The sequence below is a fragment of the Streptomyces roseoverticillatus genome (assembly GCF_000719265.1).
Taxonomy (GTDB): Bacteria; Actinomycetota; Actinomycetes; order Streptomycetales; family Streptomycetaceae; genus Streptomyces; species Streptomyces roseoverticillatus.
Window position 1 is genome coordinate 119,502 of record NZ_JOFL01000008.1, and the last position, 20,527, is coordinate 140,028.

20 protein-coding genes and 2 tRNA genes are annotated in these 20,527 nt (G+C 72.1%); 16 read left to right on the top strand and 6 right to left on the bottom strand.

The window, feature by feature from the left end:
* Positions 1 to 24: 24 nt before the first annotated feature.
* The 4 genes from IF61_RS0111470 (at position 25) to IF61_RS0111485 (ending at position 1,516) form a co-directional block, all read left to right on the top strand.
* Positions 25 to 351: a hypothetical protein gene (locus IF61_RS0111470; RefSeq protein ID WP_030366210.1), complete on the top strand. Its 327-nt coding sequence runs from the start codon at positions 25 to 27 to the stop codon at positions 349 to 351.
* A gap of 131 nt (positions 352 to 482) precedes the next feature.
* Positions 483 to 845 (top strand): WhiB family transcriptional regulator, encoded by a 363-nt coding sequence (locus tag IF61_RS0111475; RefSeq protein WP_030366211.1) that lies wholly within the window; start codon positions 483 to 485, stop codon positions 843 to 845.
* Complete coding sequence (locus IF61_RS0111480; protein ID WP_030366212.1) at positions 842 to 1,168, top strand: hypothetical protein; 327 nt, start codon at positions 842 to 844, stop codon at positions 1,166 to 1,168. Before IF61_RS0111475 ends, IF61_RS0111480 begins: the two co-directional genes overlap by 4 nt.
* Before the next feature lie 132 nt (positions 1,169 to 1,300).
* Entirely contained in the window at positions 1,301 to 1,516 is a 216-nt protein-coding gene (locus tag IF61_RS0111485) for a hypothetical protein (protein ID WP_043188716.1), read from the top strand.
* A gap of 18 nt (positions 1,517 to 1,534) precedes the next feature.
* Here IF61_RS0111485 and IF61_RS0111490 read toward each other — a convergent pair whose 3' ends face one another.
* Together IF61_RS0111490 and IF61_RS0111495 are read right to left on the bottom strand one after the other, a co-directional pair.
* Positions 1,535 to 2,914, bottom strand: coding sequence for an ABC1 kinase family protein (locus IF61_RS0111490; protein ID WP_052392629.1), 1,380 nt, complete (start codon positions 2,912 to 2,914; stop codon positions 1,535 to 1,537).
* Positions 2,915 to 2,961: 47 nt separating this feature from the next.
* Positions 2,962 to 4,086 carry a ThiF family adenylyltransferase gene (locus IF61_RS0111495; RefSeq protein WP_030366215.1) on the bottom strand — a complete coding sequence of 375 codons (1,125 nt, stop codon included), beginning with the start codon at positions 4,084 to 4,086 and terminating at the stop codon, positions 2,962 to 2,964.
* A gap of 288 nt (positions 4,087 to 4,374) precedes the next feature.
* Between IF61_RS0111495 and IF61_RS0111500 the strand changes: the two genes are divergently transcribed.
* From IF61_RS0111500 to IF61_RS0111515, 4 genes are all read left to right on the top strand, one after another.
* Complete coding sequence (locus IF61_RS0111500; RefSeq protein WP_078660142.1) at positions 4,375 to 4,971, top strand: M48 metallopeptidase family protein; 597 nt, start codon at positions 4,375 to 4,377, stop codon at positions 4,969 to 4,971.
* Between the two features lie 141 nt (positions 4,972 to 5,112).
* The gene (locus IF61_RS0111505) at positions 5,113 to 6,894 is read left to right on the top strand and encodes a TerD family protein (protein WP_030366217.1); all 1,782 of its coding nucleotides are present in this window, start codon (positions 5,113 to 5,115) and stop codon (positions 6,892 to 6,894) included.
* A gap of 17 nt (positions 6,895 to 6,911) precedes the next feature.
* Complete coding sequence (locus IF61_RS0111510; protein WP_030366218.1) at positions 6,912 to 7,595, top strand: AIM24 family protein; 684 nt, start codon at positions 6,912 to 6,914, stop codon at positions 7,593 to 7,595.
* Positions 7,596 to 7,611: 16 nt separating this feature from the next.
* Entirely contained in the window at positions 7,612 to 8,370 is a 759-nt protein-coding gene (locus IF61_RS0111515) for an AIM24 family protein (RefSeq protein ID WP_030366219.1), read from the top strand.
* An 87-nt stretch (positions 8,371 to 8,457) separates the two neighbouring features.
* Here IF61_RS0111515 and IF61_RS0111520 read toward each other — a convergent pair whose 3' ends face one another.
* Both IF61_RS0111520 and IF61_RS0111525 read right to left on the bottom strand, forming a co-directional pair.
* Entirely contained in the window at positions 8,458 to 8,979 is a 522-nt protein-coding gene (locus IF61_RS0111520) for an NUDIX hydrolase (RefSeq protein WP_030366220.1), read from the bottom strand.
* Entirely contained in the window at positions 8,976 to 10,403 is a 1,428-nt protein-coding gene (locus IF61_RS0111525; protein ID WP_030366221.1) for a zinc-dependent metalloprotease, read from the bottom strand. The genes IF61_RS0111520 and IF61_RS0111525 overlap by 4 nt, the downstream gene beginning before the upstream one ends.
* A gap of 191 nt (positions 10,404 to 10,594) precedes the next feature.
* On the opposite strand from IF61_RS0111525, the gene IF61_RS0111530 reads away from it, so the two are divergent.
* From IF61_RS0111530 to IF61_RS0111545, 4 genes are all read left to right on the top strand, one after another.
* Complete coding sequence (locus IF61_RS0111530; protein ID WP_030366222.1) at positions 10,595 to 11,722, top strand: SDR family oxidoreductase; 1,128 nt, start codon at positions 10,595 to 10,597, stop codon at positions 11,720 to 11,722.
* Between the two features lie 136 nt (positions 11,723 to 11,858).
* Positions 11,859 to 12,317 (top strand): molybdenum cofactor biosynthesis protein MoaE, encoded by a 459-nt coding sequence (locus IF61_RS0111535; RefSeq protein ID WP_030366223.1) that lies wholly within the window; start codon positions 11,859 to 11,861, stop codon positions 12,315 to 12,317.
* Positions 12,318 to 12,510: 193 nt separating this feature from the next.
* Positions 12,511 to 12,681, top strand: coding sequence for a hypothetical protein (locus IF61_RS36255; RefSeq protein WP_169748815.1), 171 nt, complete (start codon positions 12,511 to 12,513; stop codon positions 12,679 to 12,681).
* A 124-nt stretch (positions 12,682 to 12,805) separates the two neighbouring features.
* The gene (locus tag IF61_RS0111545; protein WP_030366224.1) at positions 12,806 to 13,894 is read left to right on the top strand and encodes a YlbL family protein; all 1,089 of its coding nucleotides are present in this window, start codon (positions 12,806 to 12,808) and stop codon (positions 13,892 to 13,894) included.
* Between the two features lie 105 nt (positions 13,895 to 13,999).
* Here the strand turns inward: IF61_RS0111545 and IF61_RS0111550 are convergent, their stop codons facing one another.
* Positions 14,000 to 14,599, bottom strand: coding sequence for a PPA1309 family protein (locus IF61_RS0111550; protein WP_397945247.1), 600 nt, complete (start codon positions 14,597 to 14,599; stop codon positions 14,000 to 14,002).
* A gap of 144 nt (positions 14,600 to 14,743) precedes the next feature.
* Here IF61_RS0111550 and IF61_RS0111555 point away from each other — a divergent pair, with 144 nt between their 5' ends.
* From IF61_RS0111555 to IF61_RS0111570, 4 genes are all read left to right on the top strand, one after another.
* The gene (locus IF61_RS0111555) at positions 14,744 to 17,629 is read left to right on the top strand and encodes a UPF0182 family membrane protein (RefSeq protein WP_078660143.1); all 2,886 of its coding nucleotides are present in this window, start codon (positions 14,744 to 14,746) and stop codon (positions 17,627 to 17,629) included.
* Positions 17,630 to 17,671: 42 nt separating this feature from the next.
* A tRNA-Met gene (locus IF61_RS0111560) sits at positions 17,672 to 17,745 on the top strand.
* A gap of 236 nt (positions 17,746 to 17,981) precedes the next feature.
* Positions 17,982 to 19,859, top strand: a complete 1,878-nt coding sequence (locus IF61_RS0111565; protein ID WP_030366227.1) for a tetratricopeptide repeat protein — start codon at positions 17,982 to 17,984, stop codon at positions 19,857 to 19,859.
* 85 nt (positions 19,860 to 19,944) lie between these two features.
* Positions 19,945 to 20,018, top strand: a tRNA-Met gene (locus tag IF61_RS0111570).
* A gap of 42 nt (positions 20,019 to 20,060) precedes the next feature.
* On the opposite strand, the gene IF61_RS0111575 is transcribed toward IF61_RS0111570, so the two are convergent.
* Complete coding sequence (locus IF61_RS0111575) at positions 20,061 to 20,477, bottom strand: Fur family transcriptional regulator (RefSeq protein WP_030366228.1); 417 nt, start codon at positions 20,475 to 20,477, stop codon at positions 20,061 to 20,063.
* Positions 20,478 to 20,527 lie beyond the last annotated feature (50 nt).

Consider the following 20,527-nt stretch of genomic DNA (forward strand, 5'->3'; position numbering starts at 1 on the left):
AGACGCCGAGAGGAGGCGAGACCAATGATCAGCTTCAAGACCAGCAACAAAATGACCGATCGCCCGGTCATCGCCGCCCGTCCGCTCGGCTTCTCCTTCGTCTCGCTCCGGGGCACCGGTCTGTCCGGCGCCGGTTTCGCTCCGATCAACGGCTCCGCCCTGATCAATGAAACCTCCCTGATCAATGAGCGACCGACCAAGGCGTCCGCGGTAGAGGCAGCAGCAACGGCACAGGCCCAGGCCTATGCCCTTGCGGCGACGACCAACGGCGCCGGATCCGTCAGCACGCAGCACCAGCACCAGACGATGTGGGCCTTCCGTGGGCTCGAACCCTGGAGAGATCCAGCCTGATCGGCATGATCAGGTCGGCACCTTCCAGGGCCGCGGAACCCACACCGGGATCCGCGGCCCTTTTGTTTGCCCCCTCACCGAGGGGAACCAGCCCGGCCACGAGCCGGAAGACAGACGAGGAAAAAGACACCGTGCAACTCAAGGCACACACCCCGTCAGTAGCGACCGACCTGATCCCCCCGCCCGTCCCCACGGAGGACACCTTGACCCCCCTCACCGCCCTGACCGACCTCGACGACGCGATCGAGAACCTGGGCACCCCCGTCCCCTGCCGCAGCTACGACCCGGAGGTCTTCTTCGCCGAGTCCCCCGCGGACGTGGAGTACGCCAAGTCGCTCTGCCGGACCTGCCCGCTGCGTGAGGCCTGCCTCGCCGGTGCCATGGACCGCCGCGAGCCGTGGGGCGTCTGGGGCGGCGAGCTTTTCGTCCAGGGCGTCGTGGTGGCCCGCAAGCGGCCCCGTGGCCGTCCGCGCAAGAACCCGGTCGCCGCATGAACGTCTTCGGCACCATCGACCGCCCCACCACGCACGACCCCAAGAAGCAGGATCCGATCATGCACCGCCCCTCCGCCGAGCCGTTCGGCCCCGAATTCCCCCTCCGTGACACCGCCCGCGCGACCGCCTCGCGCCAGAACAGGAACCTCGAAATGCAACTCATCCCAGAAGCCCTGGCCCGTGCCCATATGCACGAGCGACTGAGGGAGGCCGACTCCGAGCGGAGGGCCAACCGGCTGGCCGCCGCCCGGCGCATGCAGCGCCGGGCCGAGCGCGCCTCGATGCGCGCCCGCCGGGCCCTGGCCATGGCGGTCATGAACTGACACGGGCGCCCCGGCGGGCCTCGCCCGCCCCTCGCTCCCACCCCCGCGGGGCCGGATCCGCACGGACCGGCCCCGCGGGGCGTTCGGGTGCGTTGTGCCCTCCCGGCGCCTCTACGGGGATATCGTCTGGGAGTGGACCAGAAGACGCATGAATCAGTGCAGTTGAACCCTGAGGCCACCGAGACCGACGAGACCATCGCCTGCGCTCGCTGTGGCACCCCCGCCGACGGTGCGCCGCCGACCTGGACCTGCTCCTTCGAGAACGGCCGCCGCCGCTACTTCTGCGACGACTGCGCCCGGGCCAACATCAGATCGATCGAGGGCCGCCTCGACTCGTCCTGGTGGTGAGGCCGGGCGCCCGGCCCCTCAGGCCGGCGTCTCCCGGATCTCCGCGGCAGGGCCGCCGCCCGCCGCCGCGAAGCCGGGCACCCACGCCTCCATCTCGTCCCGCAGCCGCACGGTCGCGCCCAGCTGGCACAGCACTCCGATCGTGCTCATCGTCACGCGGTGTATCAGCAGATACGACGGCGGGAGGTTGAGCTGCCGGGCCAGCTGGTACGCGGGGGAGCGGGGGTCGGCGATCCGCGTCGCCTGCGCGCGCATCCAGCCGCGGGTGAAGGTGAACTCCGCCGCCTGCGCCGGCTCGATGATCGGCAGCAGATAGTCGAGCACGGCACCGGGATCCAGCTCGATCTCCGGCTTGACGAACCCCTCGTCCCGCAGCAGCTCGTGGACCGCCTCGGCCTCGCCGTCCAGCGTCAGCCGCAGCGCGGTGCCGATCTCCGGCGGGAGGCCCTGCGGCAGCCGGTCGACCGTGCCGAAGTCCAGCACGCCCAGCCGCCACTTCTCCGGCGGGCCGTCGGGGTCGCCCCCGGTCAGCAGCCGGAAATTGCCCGGATGCGGGTCGGCGTGCAGCAGACCCGTGCGCGCCGCACCGGAGAAGAGGAAGCGCGCCAGCAACTGCCCGGCCCGGTCCCGCTGCTCCTGGGTGCCGTCCGCTATCACCTCCGACAGCGGCAGCCCCTCCAGCCACTCGGTGACCAGCACCTGATCGCTCTGGTGCACCACCTGCGGGACGATCACATCCGGATCGCCCGCGAACTCCTCGGCGTGCGCACTCTGCGCCCGGGCCTCCAGGCCGTAGTCCAGCTCCTCGGAGACCCGGTCCTTCAACTCCGAGATCAGGGGCTTGATGTCCATGCCCGGCACCAGCGGCCCCAGCAGTCTCGCGAACCGGCCCAGCTGGGTCAGGTCCGACAGCAGGGCCTCGCCCGCGCCCGGATACTGCACCTTCACCGCGACCTTCCGGCCGTCGTGCCAGACCGCCCGGTGCACCTGCCCGATCGAGGCGGCCGCCGCGGGCCGGTCGTCGAACTCCTCGAACAGCTCCCGCCAGTCCTCGCCGAGCCGCTCCGCCAGCGCCGCGTGCACCGTCTTCACCGGCATGGGCGGGGCCGCTTCCTGAAGCTTGGTCAGGGCGGCCCGGTACGGCCCGGCGATCTGCTCGGGAAGGGCCGACTCGAACACCGACAGCGCCTGGCCCAGCTTCATCGCACCCCCCTTGAGCTGCCCGAGCGTCGCGAAGAGCTGCTCTGCAGTGCGCTGCTGCAGCTCCGTCGCGATCAGCTCCGCCGGCCGCCCCCCGATGCGCTTGCCGAGCCCCAGGGCCGTGCGCCCCGCGAACCCCAGTGGCAACGCGGCCAACTTGGCGGTACGCGTGACCGCCTTGCGGGGTAGATCAGACATTCGCCCCTCCAACTAGCTGAGCTGAACAGCCACGCCGCGGACGGCGGTTACCTGCCCATTGTCGCGTGCGGTGACCCCGTGGCCGCGGCATACCCGGGTTCCGGAGGGCGCGCCGCGCCGCAGGGGCACCGCGGATGCGGCTCGACGGGCCGCGGGGACCAGGCCGGACCCGGCAGCGCCAGCTCCAGCCGCACCCCCGCGCTCGCCGGGGACCCACCGTCGAGGAAGGCCAGCGCCCGCGCCACGGTCAGCCCCGCCACAACCGTGGCCAGTGCCATGTCGCACGACGGTACCCCCGAGCCGCGGCCGGACCGCCACTGGGCGAGCATCCGCGGCCAGGCCGGGTCGCGGCCGGCCCGCCCCAGCTCGATGCAGCCCGCACAGGCCGTCGCGCCGGGCAGCACCAACGGCCCCACCAGACCGGTGGCTTCCAGGACGCCCGCGTACATGTGCGCGGTGCCGGACAGGACGAGCTCCTGCGCGGCGCCGGGATCGGGTGCGTACGCGGCCAGCCCGTCCCTCGGAGCGAACACCACCAGGGCCAGCGGCGGCTCCGGCTCACCGCCCCGCCGGGACCGCCGCCGCGGCTCCGGCGCCGCCTCCCGCACGGCACGCCGCGCGGCGGTCTCCCGCCGCTCCCCGGTCCGCGCGGCACCCAGCCCGCCCGGCCCCGCGTCCCACGGCTCCACGCAGCCGCCGTCCATCACATCGACCTGCCCCACGCCCGAGGCCGACAGCAGCGCCGCCACGGCAGCACCCACCCGGCCGGCGCCCCGCACCTGTACTCGCATCGCCTGCCGCGCGCCCATCAGCCGCATCGCCTCGCCCGGCCCCGGGTGCAGCACGGACAGCGAGGCCAGGTCGGGCCGCAGCCGCTCCAGCGCGGACCCCGCCCCGCGCAGGGCCGCCGCCGCCTCGCCGCCCCCACGCGGGTCGTCGAGCAGCCCGGCCGCGGACAGCCGCTCCACCAGGGCGTCGGCCCGCCCCTCCGGCAGGCCCACGGCTCTCGCCTCCTCCCGCAGGAGAGGCATCCCGCGCGTGCCGTCGAGCAGGCCCAGGAAGCTGCCCGTCGCCGTGTCCACCGGCCCCACCGTCACCGCGTGCGCCGGAGCCACCCCGAACTGGACGGTGTCCCGATTGCGCCAGCTGCGGCGCAGCGCGGGCTTGAGCATGGGATGGGCGGCTTGTTCGGACTGTGCCGGCTGTTCCGCCTGTGTGGATTGATAGGGCTGCGCGGATTGACAAGGTCGTGTGGATTGACGGGCATTTGTGCGTTCTGCGGTCTTCTGCATGGTTCCCCCTCGACGTGGCCCCAGCATGGACCTTCCGCGCCGCCCACGTGAGAAGTTGTCCACAGGTGCGGTGTGATGGTCATACGAACGCTGTTCTCGTGGGGTCTTTGGCCCCGACAAGGAGCGATGGGCGGGACTTCACGCGCCGGCAGCCGGTAACGTCGGGGCGTGCCCGTCGACCCTCTGCACAGTGCCGCACGACCACCGCGCAGTGCTCCCGGCCCGCTCACCGGCGGCGCCGAGCCCGGTGCGGTCGAGGTCCGACGGAGCGCGCGCCGCCGCAGAACGGTCTCCGCGTACCGGGAGGGCGACCGCACCGTGGTCCTCATCCCCGCGCGCATGTCGGAGGCCGAGGAGCAGCGCTGGGTCACGACGATGCTCGACAAGCTGGCGGCCCAGGAGAGCAAGCGCATGCTCGGCGACGCCGAGCTCGCCGAGCGCGCCGCCCGCCTGTCCGGGCAGTACCTCGGCGGCAGGGCCCGCCCCGCGACCGTCCGCTGGGTCACCAACCAGAACACCCGCTGGGGCTCGTGCACCCCCGCGGAGGGCAGCATCCGCCTCTCGCACCGGCTGCAGGGCATGCCCGAATACGTCCTCGACTACGTCCTCCTGCACGAGCTGGCCCACCTGCTCGTCCCCGGTCACGGCCCCGGCTTCTGGCGGCTCCTCGACGCCTATCCGCGCACCGAGCGCGCCCGCGGCTACCTCGAGGGCGTGGTGGCCGCCGACCGGCTGCCCCATCTCCCCGCAGCGCGCGGCGAATGAACCGGACCCGGCGCTGCCGCGTCCCCTTCAGGGGACGCGGCCGGTCCTGAGTCGGATGATCCAGCCCTCAGCCGTTAGCCTGACGCAACGCATTCATCACACGTTTTCATCGCACGTTCGGATGGGGGACGGTCGTAACGCATGGCCAGGGAATTCCAGCGCGGCCACAAGGCCAAGATCAGTGACCTGACGGCGGGGACCGATCTGTACGTGGGAGTGCAGATCGCGGGTCCCGGCCTGACCTTCGACATCAGCTGTTTCGGCCTCGACGCCGCGGAGCGGCTCTCGGACGACCGGTACTTCGTCTTCTTCAACCAGCCCAAGTCGCCCGAGGGCGCCATCCAGCAGCTCGGCGCGCAGGCCGGTGACACGGACTCCTTCCGCATCACCCTCGACCAGATCCCCCCGCACATCCAGCGCCTCAGCTTCACGGCCACCCTCGACGGCGCCGGCCAGATGTCGCAGGTCGGCCCCGGCTACCTCCGCATCGTCGCGGGCGGCCAGGAGGTCGCACGCTATTCCTTCACCGGAACCGAGTTCAGCACCGAACGCGCGGTGATGCTCGGCGACGTCTACCTCAAGGACGTCTGGCGGTTCGCCGCCGTCGGCCAGGGCTTCGACGGCGGACTGGAAGCGCTGCTGAGGAACTTCGGCGGCGAGGTGCTGGCGGAGGAACCCGAAAGCCAGGCAGCCCAGGCGCCCCAGGCGGCGCCCGCTCAGGCACCGGCCGCGGCGCCCGCGTTCGCCCCTCCGCAGCAGACGACCCCGCCCCCGGCCTTCGCCGCGCCCGCGGCACCGTCCCCCGCGCCCGCACCGCCCCAGGCTCCCGCCCCGGTGCCCGGGCCCGCCCACCAGGCCCACACGCCGCCGCCCCACCAGGGCTTCCCGCCCCCGCCCGGCAGCACCCCGCCCCCGGCACCGCCCGCCGGGCAGATGCACGCCGCGCCGACCCTGGCCGCGGGGATCGCCCCTCCGGGCTTCTTCAACGACCCGGGCGCCTCGTCCGGCGGCGGCCAGCTCCCGCCGCCGCCCGGCCCGCCCGGCGTCCCCGGCGTCCCCGGCCAGCCGGCCCCGTACGGCCAGCAGCCCGCCCCCTACGGCCAGCCCGGCCAGCAGCCCTACGGCCAGCCCCAGGCACCGCACCAGCCGCCCCAGCAGCACGCGCCCTACCCGGGCCAGCCGTACCCCGCGGCCCCGCAGCACGGCCAGCCCTACCCGGGCCAGCCCGCCCCGTACGGCCAGCCGGCCGGCGCCGCGGGCGCGGCAGGCGTCCAGGCGGCCCTGCAGAAGTACCGCGAAGTGCCCACCGGACAGCGCTGGACCCTGCAGAACCCCAAGCTCGTCCGCGTCGACCTCGGCATCGACGGCCAGCCCGTGCTCGCCCGCCAGGGCAGCATGGTGCTCTACCAGGGCAAGGTCGAGTTCGGCTACAAGGGCGCCGGCTTCGCCGGCCGCATCGTGGGCAACGCCACCGGCCAGGAGCTGCAGCTGATGCGCTGCACCGGCCGCGGCCAGGTCTTCCTCGCCGAGAACGCCGCCCATGTGCACCCCATCGAGCTCCAGGGCGACGCCATCTGCGTCTCCGCGGAGTCCGTGCTCGCCTTCGACGAGACGCTCCAGCACGAGGTCCGCCGGATCGAGGGCCACGGCATCCCCGGCGGCGCCCTGTTCACCATGCAGTTCCAGGGCCAGGGCACCGTCGTCGTCAAGACCCACGGCACGCCCGTCGTCCTGCCGGTCACCCCCTCGACCTACGTGGACAGCAACGCGATCGTCGCCTGGTCCGCGGGCGCCCAGGTGATCATCTCCAGCCAGGTGCGGCTGCGCCGCAGCTCCTTCCCGGGCCACAGCGGAGAAGCAGTGAACCTCCAGTTCCGGGGCGCTCCCGGCAATTTCGTCGTCGTCCAGCCCTACGAGGTCTGAGGGAGCCCGCGAAGACCATGAACCAGACACCGATCCAGGGCTATGCCCCCACACCCGTCACCGCCCGCATGGAGAACCACGGCAGCAGCATGCTGAAGGTCGCCATGCAGACCGGCCAGGACCTCTTCGCCCGCACCGGCTCGATGGTCGCCTACGAGGGCTACGTCCAGTACGACCCGAACCCGCCCGCGGTCCGCCAGATGGCCTCCCAGTGGCTCACCGGCGAGGGCATGCCCCTCATGCGCTGCCACGGCGACGGCCTGCTCTACCTCGCCGACTACGGCGCCGACGTCGTCTGCCTCCAGCTCAACGGCGACTCCCTCTCCGTCAACGGCACCAACGTCCTCGCCTTCGACGCCCACCTCCAGTGGGGCGTCGAGCGCGTCAAGGGCATGGCCAAGTTCGCCGGGCAGGGCCTGTTCAACGTCGGCATCAGCGGCACCGGCTGGGTCGCCCTCACCTCCCGCGGCACCCCGATCGTCGTGGACTGCGGGCGCGGCGACGACGAGACCTACGTCGACCCCGACGCGCTCGTCGCCTGGTCCAGCAACCTCAGGATGAAGGGCAAGCGCAGCTTCAAGGCCTCCTCCCTGATCGGCCGGGGCAGCGGCGAGGCCTACCAACTGGGCTTCTCCGGCGAGGGCTTCGTGGTCGTACAGCCCAGCGAGGACAGCACCGACCGGCTCCGGGCGCGGGGCTGAGGGGAACGAGGACACCATGCAGAGCCCGCTTTTCGGCTTCACCGAGGCCCAGACGCAGGACCGCTACGCCCTGCAGAACCCGCAGATGCTGCGCGTCTCCCTCACCGGCCACGACGACGTCCTCGCCCGCAAGGGCTCGATGGTCGCCTACCAGGGCCTGATCGAATTCGACGGCGAGTACCAGACCCGCGGCCAGCAGAACGCCCGCGCCCGCACCGGCGAGGGCCTCGACCTGATGCGCTGCTCGGGGCAGGGCACCGTCTACTTCGCCAACCTGGCCCAGCACGTCCACGTCGTCGACGTCGACCGCGACGGCCTGACCGTGGACGGCGCCTACGTCCTCGCCCTGGACTCCACGCTGCACTGGGAGACCATCGCGGTCGACAGCCAGTACGGGATCTCCGGCACCGGCTCGTACCAGCTCAACATCAGCGGCCAGGGCAAGGTCGCCCTGATGACCTCCGGGCAGCCCCTGATGCTGCAGGTCACCCCCGACCGGTTCGTCAGCGCAGACGCGGACGCCGTGATCGCCTGGTCGACGTCCCTGCGCGTGCAGATGCAGGCCCAGACGTCGTCCTCCGGCGTTTGGCGGCGCCGCGGCAGCACGGGGGAGGGCTGGGAGCTGAACTTCGCCGGCAACGGTTACGCCCTCGTCCAGCCCAGCGAGCTGCTGCCGCCCCAGGGCGCCGAGATCGGCCAGGGGCTCATGGCCCAGTACGGCCTCGGCCAGCAGGGCGCGCACGGGCAGAACCAGGGCAACATCTGGTCCAACTGAGCCCCGGCGGTACGCCGAAGGGGCACACGTAAGGGGCGGTCACCATGGGTGACCGCCCCTTACGCAGCAGAGCACATCAGCCGGCTCTTACAGCCGCTCCAGCGTGCGCCGCAGCAGCTCCACTACCGAGTCGTCGGCGACGTCGCCCACCTCGGCGTACGGGAACCAGCGCAGGTCCAGCGACTCGTCGCTGATGGCCTCCGTCGCCCCGGCCGGCACCAGCGCCGCGTACTGCACGTCCAGGTGCCAGTTGCAGGGCGACGGGATCGGGTGCCGGTCCAGCCGCACGGGGCCGCCCGGCAGCAGCGTCAGGCCGGCGATCCCGGACTCCTCCGTGGCCTCCCGCAGCGCGGCGGCCTCGACCGTCGCGTCACCGGGCTCGCAGTGGCCGCCCATCTGCAGCCACATCCGCAGCTTGCGGTGGAGGGTGAGCAGCACCTGCCCGCGCGAGGGGTCGATCACCAGGGCGCTCGCCGTGACGTGCCCGGCCCCGCAGGGCTTCCACATGCCGTCCGGGTGGGCCGCCAGGTGATCCAGATAGAGCCCGCGCAGCTCCTCCTGGTCCGCGTACTCCTTCAGCACGCGGACCGCGTCGTCGTGCAGGCTCACTTCTTGTCGTCACCCTTGCCGTCGGCCCCGGGCTCCTCGCCCTTCTCGTCCTCGGCACCCTGCTCGCCCTTGCCCCGGGCGGCCTCGCCGAGCATCTTGTCGATCTCGGAGAAGTCCAGGTGCTCGCGGTGGACGAAGCCGTCCGGGTCGTCCAGGTCGGCCGCCGTCGGCAGCATGTCCGGGTGCTCCCAGAGGGCGTCACGGCCCTCCGGGCCGCGCGCGTCCGCCAGCGAGGCCCACAGCCGGGAGGCGTCCCGCAGCCGGCGCGGCCGCAGCTCCAGGCCGATCAGCGTGGCGAAGGTCTGCTCCGCCGGACCGCCGGAGGCGCGCCGCCTGCGCAGCGTCTCGCGCAGGGCGCCGGCCGACGGCAGGTGCGGCGCGGCGGCCGCGTGCACGACGGCGTCCACCCAGCCTTCGACGAGCGCCAGGGCGGTCTCCAGCCGGGCCAGGGCCGCCTTCTGCTCCGGCGAGTCCTCCGGCTGGAACATGCCCTGCTGGAGGGCCTCCTGCAGCTGCTCGGGGTGGGTGGGGTCGAGCTGGCCGACCACGTCCTCCAGCTTGGCCGTGTCGACCTTGATGCCGCGGGCGTAGCCCTCGACGGCACCGAAGAGGTGCGAGCGCAGCCACGGCACGTGCGCGAAGAGCCGCTGGTGGGCCGCCTCGCGCAGGGCCAGGTAGAGCCGGACCTCGTCCAGCGGGACGCCCAGGCCCTCGCCCAGCGCCGCGATGTTCACCGGGAGCAGCGCGGCCTTGCCCGCGGGGCCCAGCGGCAGGCCGATGTCGGTGGAACCGACGACCTCGCCCGCCAGCACGCCCACGGCCTGGCCGATCTGCGTGCCGAACATGGCGCCGCCCATGGAGCGCATCATGCCGAGCAGCGGGCCCGCCATGGCCTGCATCTCCTCGGGCAGCACGCCGCCCATCGCCGCGCCCACGCGCTCGGCGACCGGGTCCACGAGCTCCTTCCACACCGGGAGGGTCGCCTCGACCCACTCGGCGCGGCTCCAGGCCACCGCCGTGCCCGAGCCCTGCGGCAGGGACGTCACGCCGTCCAGCCACAGGTCGGCCAGGCGCACGGCCTCCTCGACCGCGGACCGCTCGCCGGAGGTGACGCTCGCGTCCTTGGTGCCGTCGGCGGTGCCCTGCGCGACGGTCTTGCGGGCGATGTCCTTGGCCATGTCCCAGTTCACCGGGCCGCCCTCGTAGGAGAGCATCTGCCCGAGCTGCTGGAAGGCCGCCCCGAGATCACCGGGGTTCATCGACCCGAACATCGCGGCGAAGGGGTTGTCCCCGGCGTCCGGCCCGCCGAACCCGAACGGATTCGCAGGCCCCTGGCCGCCCTGGCCCTCGCCCTTCTTCTTGCCGTCGCCGCCGTTCTCGGGCTCCTCCGGCGGAAGACTGAATCCGAATGGGGTGTCACTCACGGGTTTCCTCGGCTCGTAGGGCCGCCGGCACACGACCGGCGGCGAATGCCCGACATCACCACCAGCCTAGACACCTCACCGGTATCCGGGCTTGGTGCTTCGCCGACCCGGGGCCTGCGGCAGGATGGACGTCACCTGGTCCGTACGCGTCATCTCTCGTACGTACTGAAGACAACCGCTGGAGACGCCCGGTGAGTTCCCCCGACCCAGAAGTTCGCGCAGCGCGAAACGGTTCCGCGCGAGACAGTACGAGCCCGCACGGCGGCCGACGGCCCGTCGTCGCGGTCACCGGTGCCGCCCGCGGCGTCGGCGCCCTGCTCACGCAGCGGCTCGCCGTGTCCGAGCACATCAAGCAGGTCGTGGCGATCGACGAGCGCCGCGGCGACGTGACCGAGGCGCAGTGGCACGTGCTCGACGTCCGCGACCCGGCGATCGCCGAGAAGCTGCGCGGCGCCGACGTCGTGGTGCACCTCGCCCTCGACCTCGATCTGGAGACCGACCCCGCCGCCCGCACCGCCTACAACGTGCGCGGCACCCAGACCGTCCTCACCGCCGCCGCGGCCGCCGGGGTGCACCGCGTCGTGCTGTGCACCTCCGCGATGGTCTACGGGGCCCTGCCCGACAACGACGTGCCGCTCGCCGAGGACGCCGAGCTGCGCGCCACCGCCGAGGCCACCGGCGTCGGCGACCTGCTGGAGATCGAGCGGCTCGCCCGGCGGGCGCCGCGCGCCCACCCCGGCCTGAACGTCACCGTCCTGCGGCCCGCGGTCCTCGTCGGCGGCACCGACACGGCCCTGACCCGCTACTTCGAGTCGCCCCGCCTCCTGGTCGTCGCCGGATCCCGGCCGACCTGGCAGTTCTGCCACGTGGAGGACCTGGTCAGCGCCCTGGAGTTCGCCGCCCTGGAGAAGGCCGAGGGCGAGCTCGCGGTCGGCTGCGACGGCTGGCTGGAGCAGGAGGAGGTCGAGGAGCTCTCCGGCATCCGCCGCATGGAGCTGCCCTCCGCCGTCGCCCTCGGGGCGGCTTCCCGGCTGCACCGCCTCGGCCTGACGCCGTCGCCCGCCGGCGACCTCGAGTACACGATGCACCCGTGGGTGGTCAGCGGGAGCCGGCTGCACGAGGCGGGCTGGCGGCCGCGCTGGACGAACGAGGAGGTCCTCGCCGAGCTGCTGGAGGAGGTCTCCGGCCGGCACACGGTCGCGGGCCGCCGCCTCGGCCGCAAGGACGCCACCGCCGCGGGCGCCGCGGGGGCGACCGTGGCACTGCTGGGCACCGCCGCGCTCGTCCGCCGGGCCCGCAAGGCGCGCCGCCGGCTCTAGCGGCCCCCGGGGCCTCCAGGGGCTCCCGGGCCCGCACGGGCCCGCGCAGGGCCCGTAGGGCCGCCCAGGAGCCTTCTCGTACGGCTGTTTGGAAGGCCGGTCCTCGCCCACGCCCTCCGTACGGCACGATGGGGCCATGGCCCGTACGTACGATCACCCCGGCGAGCTCGCCGCGGCGGACCCGGTCCGCCTGCTGGCGGTGCGCGACACCCCCCTGTCCGTGGACGAGGTCTTCTCGGCCGTGGGCGACCACGCCGCGGGAGGCACCGCGCTCTTCGTGGGCACGGTGCGCGACCACGACGGGGGCGCGGGCGTCCGCGGACTCGGCTACTCCGCCCATCCCACCGCGGAGGCGGAGCTGCGCCGCGTCGCGGAGAAGGTCGCGGCGGACTTCCCGGTGCGGGCGCTGGCGGCGGTGCACCGCGTGGGCGACCTGGAGATCGGTGACCTGGCCGTCGTGGTGGCCGTTTCGTGTCCCCACCGGGCGGAGGCGTTCGAGGCCTGCCGCCGGCTCATCGACGACCTCAAGCGCGAGGTCCCGATCTGGAAGCACCAGGTGTTCCAGGACGGCACCGAAGAGTGGGTGGGTGTTTAGGGATGGGGGCACCCCCAGCGGTAGCTGGGGGAGGGTGGGGGCGTAGCCCCCGTAAACAGGCCTGGCGGAGGAATGGCCTGAAGGATCGCTTCCGGTTGCGTAACCGGCCCCCTGACGTGAGCGTTGAGTGTGCGAAAGACTAATCTGCTCATCGGTCTTTTCAGTGGCGGTGTCCGGGGGTCGGGAGGTCGGTATGTCGGCACTCGTGTGGTTGCTGATTCCGGTTGCTGCGGCCGTCGTTGCTCTGCTGTGGGGCACCTGGGCCGCCCGTAACCGCAAGGCCGGGGACATCTCCGAGCTCGCCGGCTACGCACGGTTCCGCGAGGCGATGGAGCGCTCGGATTCCGGTACCGGAGTCTCCTGACGCGCCCCCCGGCTCGCGCCGGAGCGCGGGTCCGGATACGGGAGCCCCCGGCGGCCTCCCCGTCCGCTCCCCGGACGGACCGCCCCGCGGGTGGACTGTCAGACCCGTCCCGTACTGTCGTTCCATGCCCCGCCGCACCGCGACGATGCTCGCCTCCCTCTTGATGCTGATCGCGCTCCTCTGCGCGGGCGTGCTGATCCCCGTGCCCTACGCGGAGATGTCGCCGGGGCCGACGGTCAATACGCTCGGTGAGCACGGCGGGGAGCCGGTCCTGCAGATCTCCGGCCACGAGACGTATCCGACGACCGGCAATCTCAACATGACGACGGTCCGCGTCACCGGCTCCCAGTACCGGATGAACCTGGTGGAGGCGGTCTACGGCTGGATCGCGCACGACAACCTGGTCGTCCCGCACTCCACGCTCTACCCGGACGACAAGACGCCCGACGAGCTCAACCAGGAGACGGCGGAGGAGTTCAGCCAGTCGCAGGAGAGCGCCAAGGTGGCGGCGCTCAAGCAGCTGGACATCCCGGTCGGCACGCGCACGGTGGTGGCGTCGGTCGTCAAGAACAGCCCGGCCGAGGGGCAGCTCCACGCCGGCGACGTGATCAGGTCCGTCGACGGCACGGAGATCAAGCAGCCCGGTGACGTCGCCAAGCTGGTCACCAAGCACCAGCCCGGCCAGAAGGTCACTTTCCGGATCGTTCCGGCCAAGGAGGCCGCGGCGGCGGAGAAGGAGAAGCGGCAGCCGGCCGGCGAGCAGGACGTCACCCTCACCACGGCCAAGGCGCCCGACGACAAGCGGGCCGTGGTCGGCATCCAGGCCGGGACGGACCACACCTTCCCGTTCACGATCAACATCAAGCTGGCGGACGTCGGCGGGCCGAGCGCCGGGCTGATGTTCGCCCTCGGGATAGTCGACAAGCTCACGCCCGGGGACCTCACCGGCGGCAAGTTCATCGCCGGCACCGGGACCATAGACGACAACGGCAAGGTCGGCCCGATCGGCGGCGTCGAGATGAAGACGGTGGGCGCGCGCAACAAGGGCGCCCGGTACTTCCTGACGCCGAAGGACAACTGCGCGGCCGCGGCGAAGGACAAGCCGGCCGGGCTCACGCTGATCAAGGTCGACACCATCGGCGACGCGGTCGGCGCCCTGGAGAAGATCCGCAAGGGCGATTCGGCAGGGCTGCCCCTCTGCTCGGCGGGCTGACGCCCGCCCTGCCACCGGGGCTCCGCCCCGGACTCCGGTCCTCAAACGCCGGGCGGGCTGGTACTTCAGCGCGCCCGGCGCTCAAAGGCGTACGGCGGTGGCGGACTAGTCCTCGAACGTCGCCGTCAGCGCCTCCGCCAGGCCCGGCACCAGGTCAGGGCCGGTGAGGACCTCGGTCGGCGAGTCCTTCTCGCGCAGCCGCACCGCGGTCTCCCGCGCGCCGTCCCGCAGCACGGCGACCGTCATCCGGACCTCCTGCCGCTCCGGGTGGGCGGCGACCCACTTGGCGAGCTGCTTCTCGCTCATGCCGTTGGGCACGGTGCCCTCGGCGGACGGCGGCAGCATGAGCCGCTCCACGGTCAGAGCGCAGCCCGTCACCGCGTCGGGCCACGCGATGGTGCCGAGGAACTTGTCCAGGGGGGTGCCCGCCGGGATCTCGTCCTGCTCGATCGGGGTCAGGGCGCCGGCCTGGGTGTGCTCGTCGAGCCCGAGCTGGTCGGCGAGGCCGGGCTCCTGGGCGCGCAGCTTGCCCGTGTCGACCAGGGCGAACAGCCGCGCGGGCTGGTCCCAGCCGAGGCCGGAGGCGTACTGGTCGATCTCGAGAACGGCGCGGGTCAGCGGGCTGGCCGCCATGGGAACGTCGCCGCCCGGGCCGCCGGGGCCGGACGGAAGGGAGGGGTCGGGGGTGCTGGAAGTGCTGGACATGAGCAATATCGTGCCCTGAGAGGGACCGAAAACGGGAACTGAGTAAAGCCTCGGTAAGTTGCCACCTTGGGCCCTAGTATCGCTGGGCCCTGATCGACAGCTCCACTCACAGCGAACTTCGAGGTGCGCACCTTGGCTTTCCAGATGCCGGACCGCGGCGGAGGCCCGACAGGGCCACGGATCAGAGTCGGCCGACCGTCCCGGCGGATCCGGACCCTGCTCACGACGCTGGGCGTGCTGGCCGCACTGGCCATGCTCTTCGTGATGTTCGCGGGGTTCTGGACGGACTGGCTCTGGTACCGCTCGGTGGACTACTCCTCGGTCTTCACCACCACGCTCGGCACCAAGATCGGCCTGTTCGCGGTCTTCGGCCTGCTGATGGCGCTGGCGGTGGGGACCAACATCTGGCTGGCGCACCGGCTGCGGCCGCCGCTGGCCGCGATGTCGATGGAGCAGCAGAGCCTCGACCGCTACCGGATGAGCATCGCGCCCTACAAGAAGTGGGCGCTGCTGGCGGTCACGGCGCTCGTGGGCCTGGTCGCGGGCGCCTCGGCGGCCGGCCAGTGGCGCACGTGGCTGCAGTGGGTCAACGGCGTCTCCTTCCACCAGAAGGACCCGCAGTTCCACAAGGACATCTCCTTCTACACCTTCGACCTGCCCTGGTACCGCTTCCTGCTGAGCTTCGGCTTCGCCGCCGCGGTCCTGTCGCTGATCGCCGCGGCCCTGGTGCACTACCTTTACGGCGGCCTGCGGCTGACCAGCCCGGGCCACCGGGCGACGGCCGCGGCCACGGGGCACCTGTCCGTGCTGCTCGGGATCTTCGTGGGCCTGAAGGCCGTCGCGTACTGGCTGGACCGCTACGGCCTGGCGGTGAAGTCCAGCGGCCTGAAGTCCACCGACGGCTGGACGGGGCTGCGCTACGTCGACGCCAACGCGTATCTGCCGGCCAAGACGATCCTCTTCATCATCGCGCTGATCTGCGCGGTGCTGTTCTTCGCCACGCTGTGGCGGCGCACCTGGCAGCTGCCGGTGATCGGCTTCGGGCTGATGGTGCTGTCGGCCGTGCTGATCGGCGGGCTCTACCCGGCGATCGTGCAGAAGTTCCAGGTCCAGCCGAACGAGCAGGCCAAGGAAGCGCCGTACATCAAGAAGAACATCACGGCGACGCGCGAGGCGTACGGGATCGACAAGGCCGACATTCAGGACTATGCCGGCCGTAACAACGTCGAGGACAAGGACCGGGAGAAGCTGCGGGCCGAGGCCAACACCACGGCCAGTCTCCGGCTGCTCGACCCGAACATCGTCTCGCCCACCTTCCAGCAGAAGCAGCAGGTCAAGGGTTACTACCAATTCCCGTCCACGCTCGATGTCGACCGTTACAAGAAGGACGGCAAGGAGCAGGACACGGTCATCGGTCTGCGCGAGCTGAACATCCGGGGCATTCCCGAGCGCAACTGGATCAACGACCACTTCAAGTACACCCACGGGTACGGCGCCATCACCGCCAAGGGAACGGCCGTCACGAGCGAGGGCGAGCCCGACTTCACCGAGAACAGCCTGCCGACGACGGGTGACCTCGGGAAGTACGAGCAGCGTGTGTACTTCGGCGAGAAGACCACCCAGTACTCGATCGTGGGCGGCCCTCAGCAGGAGCTGGACTACTCCAGCGACAAGGGCGAGAAGAGCTACACCTACGAGGGCAAGAGCGGCGTCAGCCTCTCGAATCCGGTGAACCGCGCCGCGTACGCCGTGGCTTTCGGCGAGCCGCAGATCCTCTACTCCGGCGCCATCGGCGACGGTTCGCGGATCCTCTACAACCGCACGCCCAAGGAGCGCGTCGAGGCGGTCGCCCCGTGGCTGACCATCGACGGCGACGCCTACCCGGCCGTGGTGAACGGCCGCATCCAGTGGATCGTGGACGCCTACACGACGTCCAACGGCTACCCGTACGCCTCGCGGACGACCCTCGGGGACACCACCGCGGACTCGCTCACGACCGGACAGCGCGCGGTCGTCGCCCAGCAGAATCAGGTCAACTACATCCGCAATTCCGTCAAGGCGACCGTGGACGCCTACGACGGCACGGTGAAGCTGTACCAGTGGGACACCAAGGACCCGGTCCTCAAGACCTGGATGAAGGCGTTCCCCGGCACGGTGAAGGCGAAGAGCGACATCGCCCCGGCCCTGATGGACCACCTGCGCTACCCGCAGGACCTCTTCAAGGTCCAGCGTGAGCTCCTGACCCGCTACCACGTGACCAACCCGGGCACGTTCTACACGGGCAGCGAGCGCTGGGAGGTCCCGGACGACCCGACCACCAAGAAGGGCAACGCGGTACCGCCCTACTACCTGAGCATGAAGATGCCTCGCCAGGAGAAGCAGGCCTTCTCGCTGACGACGACGCTGACTCCGAAGTCGAGGGAGAACCTCGGGGCCTTCATGGCGGTCGACGCGGATGCCACGAGCCCCGATTACGGCAGGATCAGAATCCTGAAAATGCCGTCGGACAACCCCGTCTCGGGTCCGCAGCAGGTGCAGAGCAACTTCAACAGCGATACGAAGATCGCCGAGAAGATCAACGTTCTGAAGAGAATGGGCGGCGATTCCGAGGTCGAGTACGGCAATCTGCTGACCGTGCCCTTGGGCGACGGGTTGCTGTACGTGGAACCGGTCTATGTGCGAGGCGCCGGCACGAATTACCCCCTGCTGCGCAAGGTGCTCGTGACCTACGGCAAGAACACCGCCTTCGAGGACACCTTGGAGCAGGCCCTGGACGCGGTGTTCGGCAAGAAGGCGTCGGAAGGCGGCCCCGCCCAGCCGGAGAAGCCCTCCACCCCCACTCAGGACCCCACCGTCAAGCAAGCCCTGAAGGACGCCCAGGACGCCTTCGCGGCGAGCCAGAAGGCCCTGGAGAACAAGAACTGGGCGGAGTACGGCAAGGCCCAGGACGCCCTGAAGGACGCCCTGGACCGGGCCGCCAAGGCCGAGGCCAAGGCCGCCGAGAAGGGTGCCGGCAAGCCGGGAAGTTGATCAAGCCCCGCCCCGCGCCGTGGTACGGTTGTTCCACAACAGCGCGGGGTGGAGCAGCTCGGTAGCTCGCTGGGCTCATAACCCAGAGGTCGCAGGTTCAAATCCTGTCCCCGCTACTTCAAGACAAGGCCCGGAGTCCAGCCTCGGACTCCGGGCCTTGTCGTTCCCGGACCCCGCCGGCCACCCCGGCCGTGCGGTGTCCGGGTGACGCGGACTGTGCGGGTTGTGTGCGGGGCTTCTGTGGAGAGTTTGGAGCCCCGTCGTGTCGGGAAGTCGGGAAGTCGACAAAACGCTGAAGTGACCTCACTGGCTGCGGTATACCAGGTGTACGCGGGTTGCGGGTGGTGCGACGATGGGGCTTATGGGGGACAGGACGACGCTGTGGGAGACAGGCCGGCTTGTAGAGGCTCCCGGTGACGGGAGCGAACAGGAAATGCCGGGGCTCCGTCCCGGCACGGCGGACTCCGCCGACGCCGGCGACGCCGCCGACCTCGAGCTGGAGACCGTTCGCCGCCGCGCCGCGGAGGGCGGTGACCCCGCCGCTCTGAGCATGCTCGGTGCCCTGCTGCTGCGCCGTGGAGACCTCGACGGGGCGGAGCGCCACCTGCGCGCCGCCACGGCCGAGGGCGACCGCTCCGCCGCCAACAACCTGGGCGTCCTGCTGCACCAGCGGGGCTACGCCGACGAGGCCGCGGGGTGGTGGCGCATCGCCGCCGTCGCCGGGTCCCCGGCCGCCGCGCACGCCCTCGGCCGCTACCACCGTGAGCGCGGGGACGAGCCCGCCGCCGAGTACTGGCTGCGCCAATCGGCTGAATCCGGGCACGCTCTCGGCGCCTACGCCCTCGCCGACCTCCTGGAGCACCGCAGCGACGTCGGCGCCGAGCGCTGGTTCCGGGCCGCGGCCGAGCGGGGCCACCGCGAGGCCGCCTACCGCCTCGCCCGCATCCTGGACGGCCGCGCGCCGCGCTCCCGCGCCGAGAGCCTCGGCCCCGGCGGCGTCGAGACCTCCGTCCGCGAGCTGCGCGCCGCCGCCGCGGGCGGCCGCGAGGGCAGCGGCCCGGGCCGCGAGGCCGAGCAGTGGTACCGCCAGGCCGCCGCCCGCGGCCACCGCCGGGCCGCCCTCCACCTGGGCACCCTGCTGGAGGCCCGCGGCGAGTCCCAGGAGGCCGCCCGCTGGTACCTGACGTCCGCCAAGGACGGCGAGCCCCGCGCGGCCTGCGCCCTCGGCTTCCTGCTGCGCGACGCCGGGGACACCGACAGCGCCGCCGTGTGGTGGCGCCGCGCCGCCCAGGAGGGCGACGGCAATGCCGCCAACGCCCTGGGCGCCCTGCACGCCGATCGCGGCGAGTCCCAGGAGGCCGAGCGCTGGTACCGCACGGCGCTCGACCACGGTGACGTCAACGGCGCGTACAACCTCGGCCTGCTCTGCGCCGAGCAGGGCCGCACCGCCCAGGCCGAGCAGTGGTACCGCCGCGCCGCCTACGCCGGCCACAAGGAGGCCGCCAACGCCCTGGCCGTGCTGCTCCTCCAGGGCGGCGACGCGGCCGGCGCCGAGCCGTGGTTCTCCAAGGCCGCCGAGGCGGGCAGCGTCGACGCGGCCTTCAACCTCGGCATCCTCTACGCCGGGCGGGACGAGGACCGCACGGCCTTCCAGTGGTACGAGCGGGCCGCGTCGGCCGGGCACACCGACGCCGCCCTCCAGGTCGCCATGGCCCTCCTTCGCGACGGCGACGAGGAGGCCGCCGAGCGGCACCTCCGGGTGGCCGTACGGGGCGGCAGCGCGGAGGCCGCCTTCCGGCTGGGCGCGCTCCTCGACCGGGACGAGGAGGCGCGCGAGGAGTGCGAGGAGTGGTACGGCCGGGCCGCCCGGCAGGGCCACCGCCGCGCCCAGGTGCGGCTCGGGATGCTCGTCGCCGAGCGGGGCGACGTGGTCGAGGCCGCGCACTGGTACCGCGAGGCGGCCGAGGCCGGCAGCCGCAACGGCGCCTTCAACCTGGGGCTGCTGCTGGCCCGCGAGGGCAGCGAGCCGGAGGCCGCCCTGTGGTGGGCCCGCGCGGCCGAGTCCGGCCACGGGCGGGCCGCCCTGCGGCTCGCCCTGCTGGCGGCGCGGCGGGGCGACCTCACGGAGGGGCGGCACTGGTGCGACCGGGCTGTCGCGCTCGGGCCGCCGGAGGTGGCGGAGCGGGCCGCCCGGCTGCGGGATGCGTTGCAGCAGGAGCTGACCGCGTAGGGCCGCTCGGCAGAGCCGGCCCGGCGTTGCCGGTGTACCTCATTTGCCTCAGCAGCCGTCACCGGGTTAGAGTCTGTCTTACCGACGCGGGGTGGAGCAGCTCGGTAGCTCGCTGGGCTCATAACCCAGAGGTCGCAGGTTCAAATCCTGTCCCCGCTACTGCAGACGAAGGCCCGGATCCTCAAGGATCCGGGCCTTCTCTCATGCCGTGGAGCAGCCGGGGCACAGGCCGCGGTAGGTGACCTCGACCGCCGCCACCTGGAAGCCGAAGCGCTCCTCGGCGGGCAGCCCGGCGAGCAGGTCGCCCGTGGGGTGGACGTCCCGGATGGTGCCGCACTGCGAGCACACCAGGTGCTGGTGCGCGTGGTGGGCGTTGGGGTCGTAGCGCTTGGCGCGCCCGTCCGTGCTCACTTCCATGATCTCGCCCAGGGAGACCAGCTCCCCGAGGGTGTTGTACACGGTCGCGCGCGAGATCTCCGGCAGCAGTTCGGCGGCCTTGGCGTGCACCTCGTCCGCGGTGTAGTGCACGTGGTCCCCGTCGAGGACCTCGGCGACGACGCGTCGCTGCGAGGTCAGCCGCCAGCCGCGTCCCCGGAGCCGTTCCAGCAGGTCACTCATGCCATTCACCTATCAGTCAGATAGGACCAGCGTAGCAGCGGCCCTCGTCC

Bases quoted from the DNA above. Each gene is read 5' to 3' on its own strand.
- IF61_RS0111470 (WP_030366210.1), top strand. From the start codon at position 25: ATGATCAGCTTCAAGACCAGCAACAAAATGACCGATCGCCCGGTCATC.
- IF61_RS0111480 (WP_030366212.1), top strand. From the start codon at position 842: ATGAACGTCTTCGGCACCATCGACCGCCCCACCACGCACGACCCCAAG.
- IF61_RS0111490 (WP_052392629.1), bottom strand. From the start codon at position 2,914: ATGTCTGATCTACCCCGCAAGGCGGTCACGCGTACCGCCAAGTTGGCC.
- IF61_RS0111495 (WP_030366215.1), bottom strand. From the start codon at position 4,086: ATGCTCAAGCCCGCGCTGCGCCGCAGCTGGCGCAATCGGGACACCGTC.
- IF61_RS0111505 (WP_030366217.1), top strand. From the start codon at position 5,113: ATGGCCAGGGAATTCCAGCGCGGCCACAAGGCCAAGATCAGTGACCTG.
- IF61_RS0111510 (WP_030366218.1), top strand. From the start codon at position 6,912: ATGAACCAGACACCGATCCAGGGCTATGCCCCCACACCCGTCACCGCC.
- IF61_RS0111515 (WP_030366219.1), top strand. From the start codon at position 7,612: ATGCAGAGCCCGCTTTTCGGCTTCACCGAGGCCCAGACGCAGGACCGC.
- IF61_RS0111535 (WP_030366223.1), top strand. From the start codon at position 11,859: ATGGCCCGTACGTACGATCACCCCGGCGAGCTCGCCGCGGCGGACCCG.
- IF61_RS36255 (WP_169748815.1), top strand. From the start codon at position 12,511: ATGTCGGCACTCGTGTGGTTGCTGATTCCGGTTGCTGCGGCCGTCGTT.
- IF61_RS0111545 (WP_030366224.1), top strand. From the start codon at position 12,806: ATGCCCCGCCGCACCGCGACGATGCTCGCCTCCCTCTTGATGCTGATC.
- IF61_RS0111550 (WP_397945247.1), bottom strand. From the start codon at position 14,599: ATGTCCAGCACTTCCAGCACCCCCGACCCCTCCCTTCCGTCCGGCCCC.
- IF61_RS0111555 (WP_078660143.1), top strand. From the start codon at position 14,744: ATGCCGGACCGCGGCGGAGGCCCGACAGGGCCACGGATCAGAGTCGGC.
- IF61_RS0111565 (WP_030366227.1), top strand. From the start codon at position 17,982: ATGGGGCTTATGGGGGACAGGACGACGCTGTGGGAGACAGGCCGGCTT.
- IF61_RS0111575 (WP_030366228.1), bottom strand. From the start codon at position 20,477: ATGAGTGACCTGCTGGAACGGCTCCGGGGACGCGGCTGGCGGCTGACC.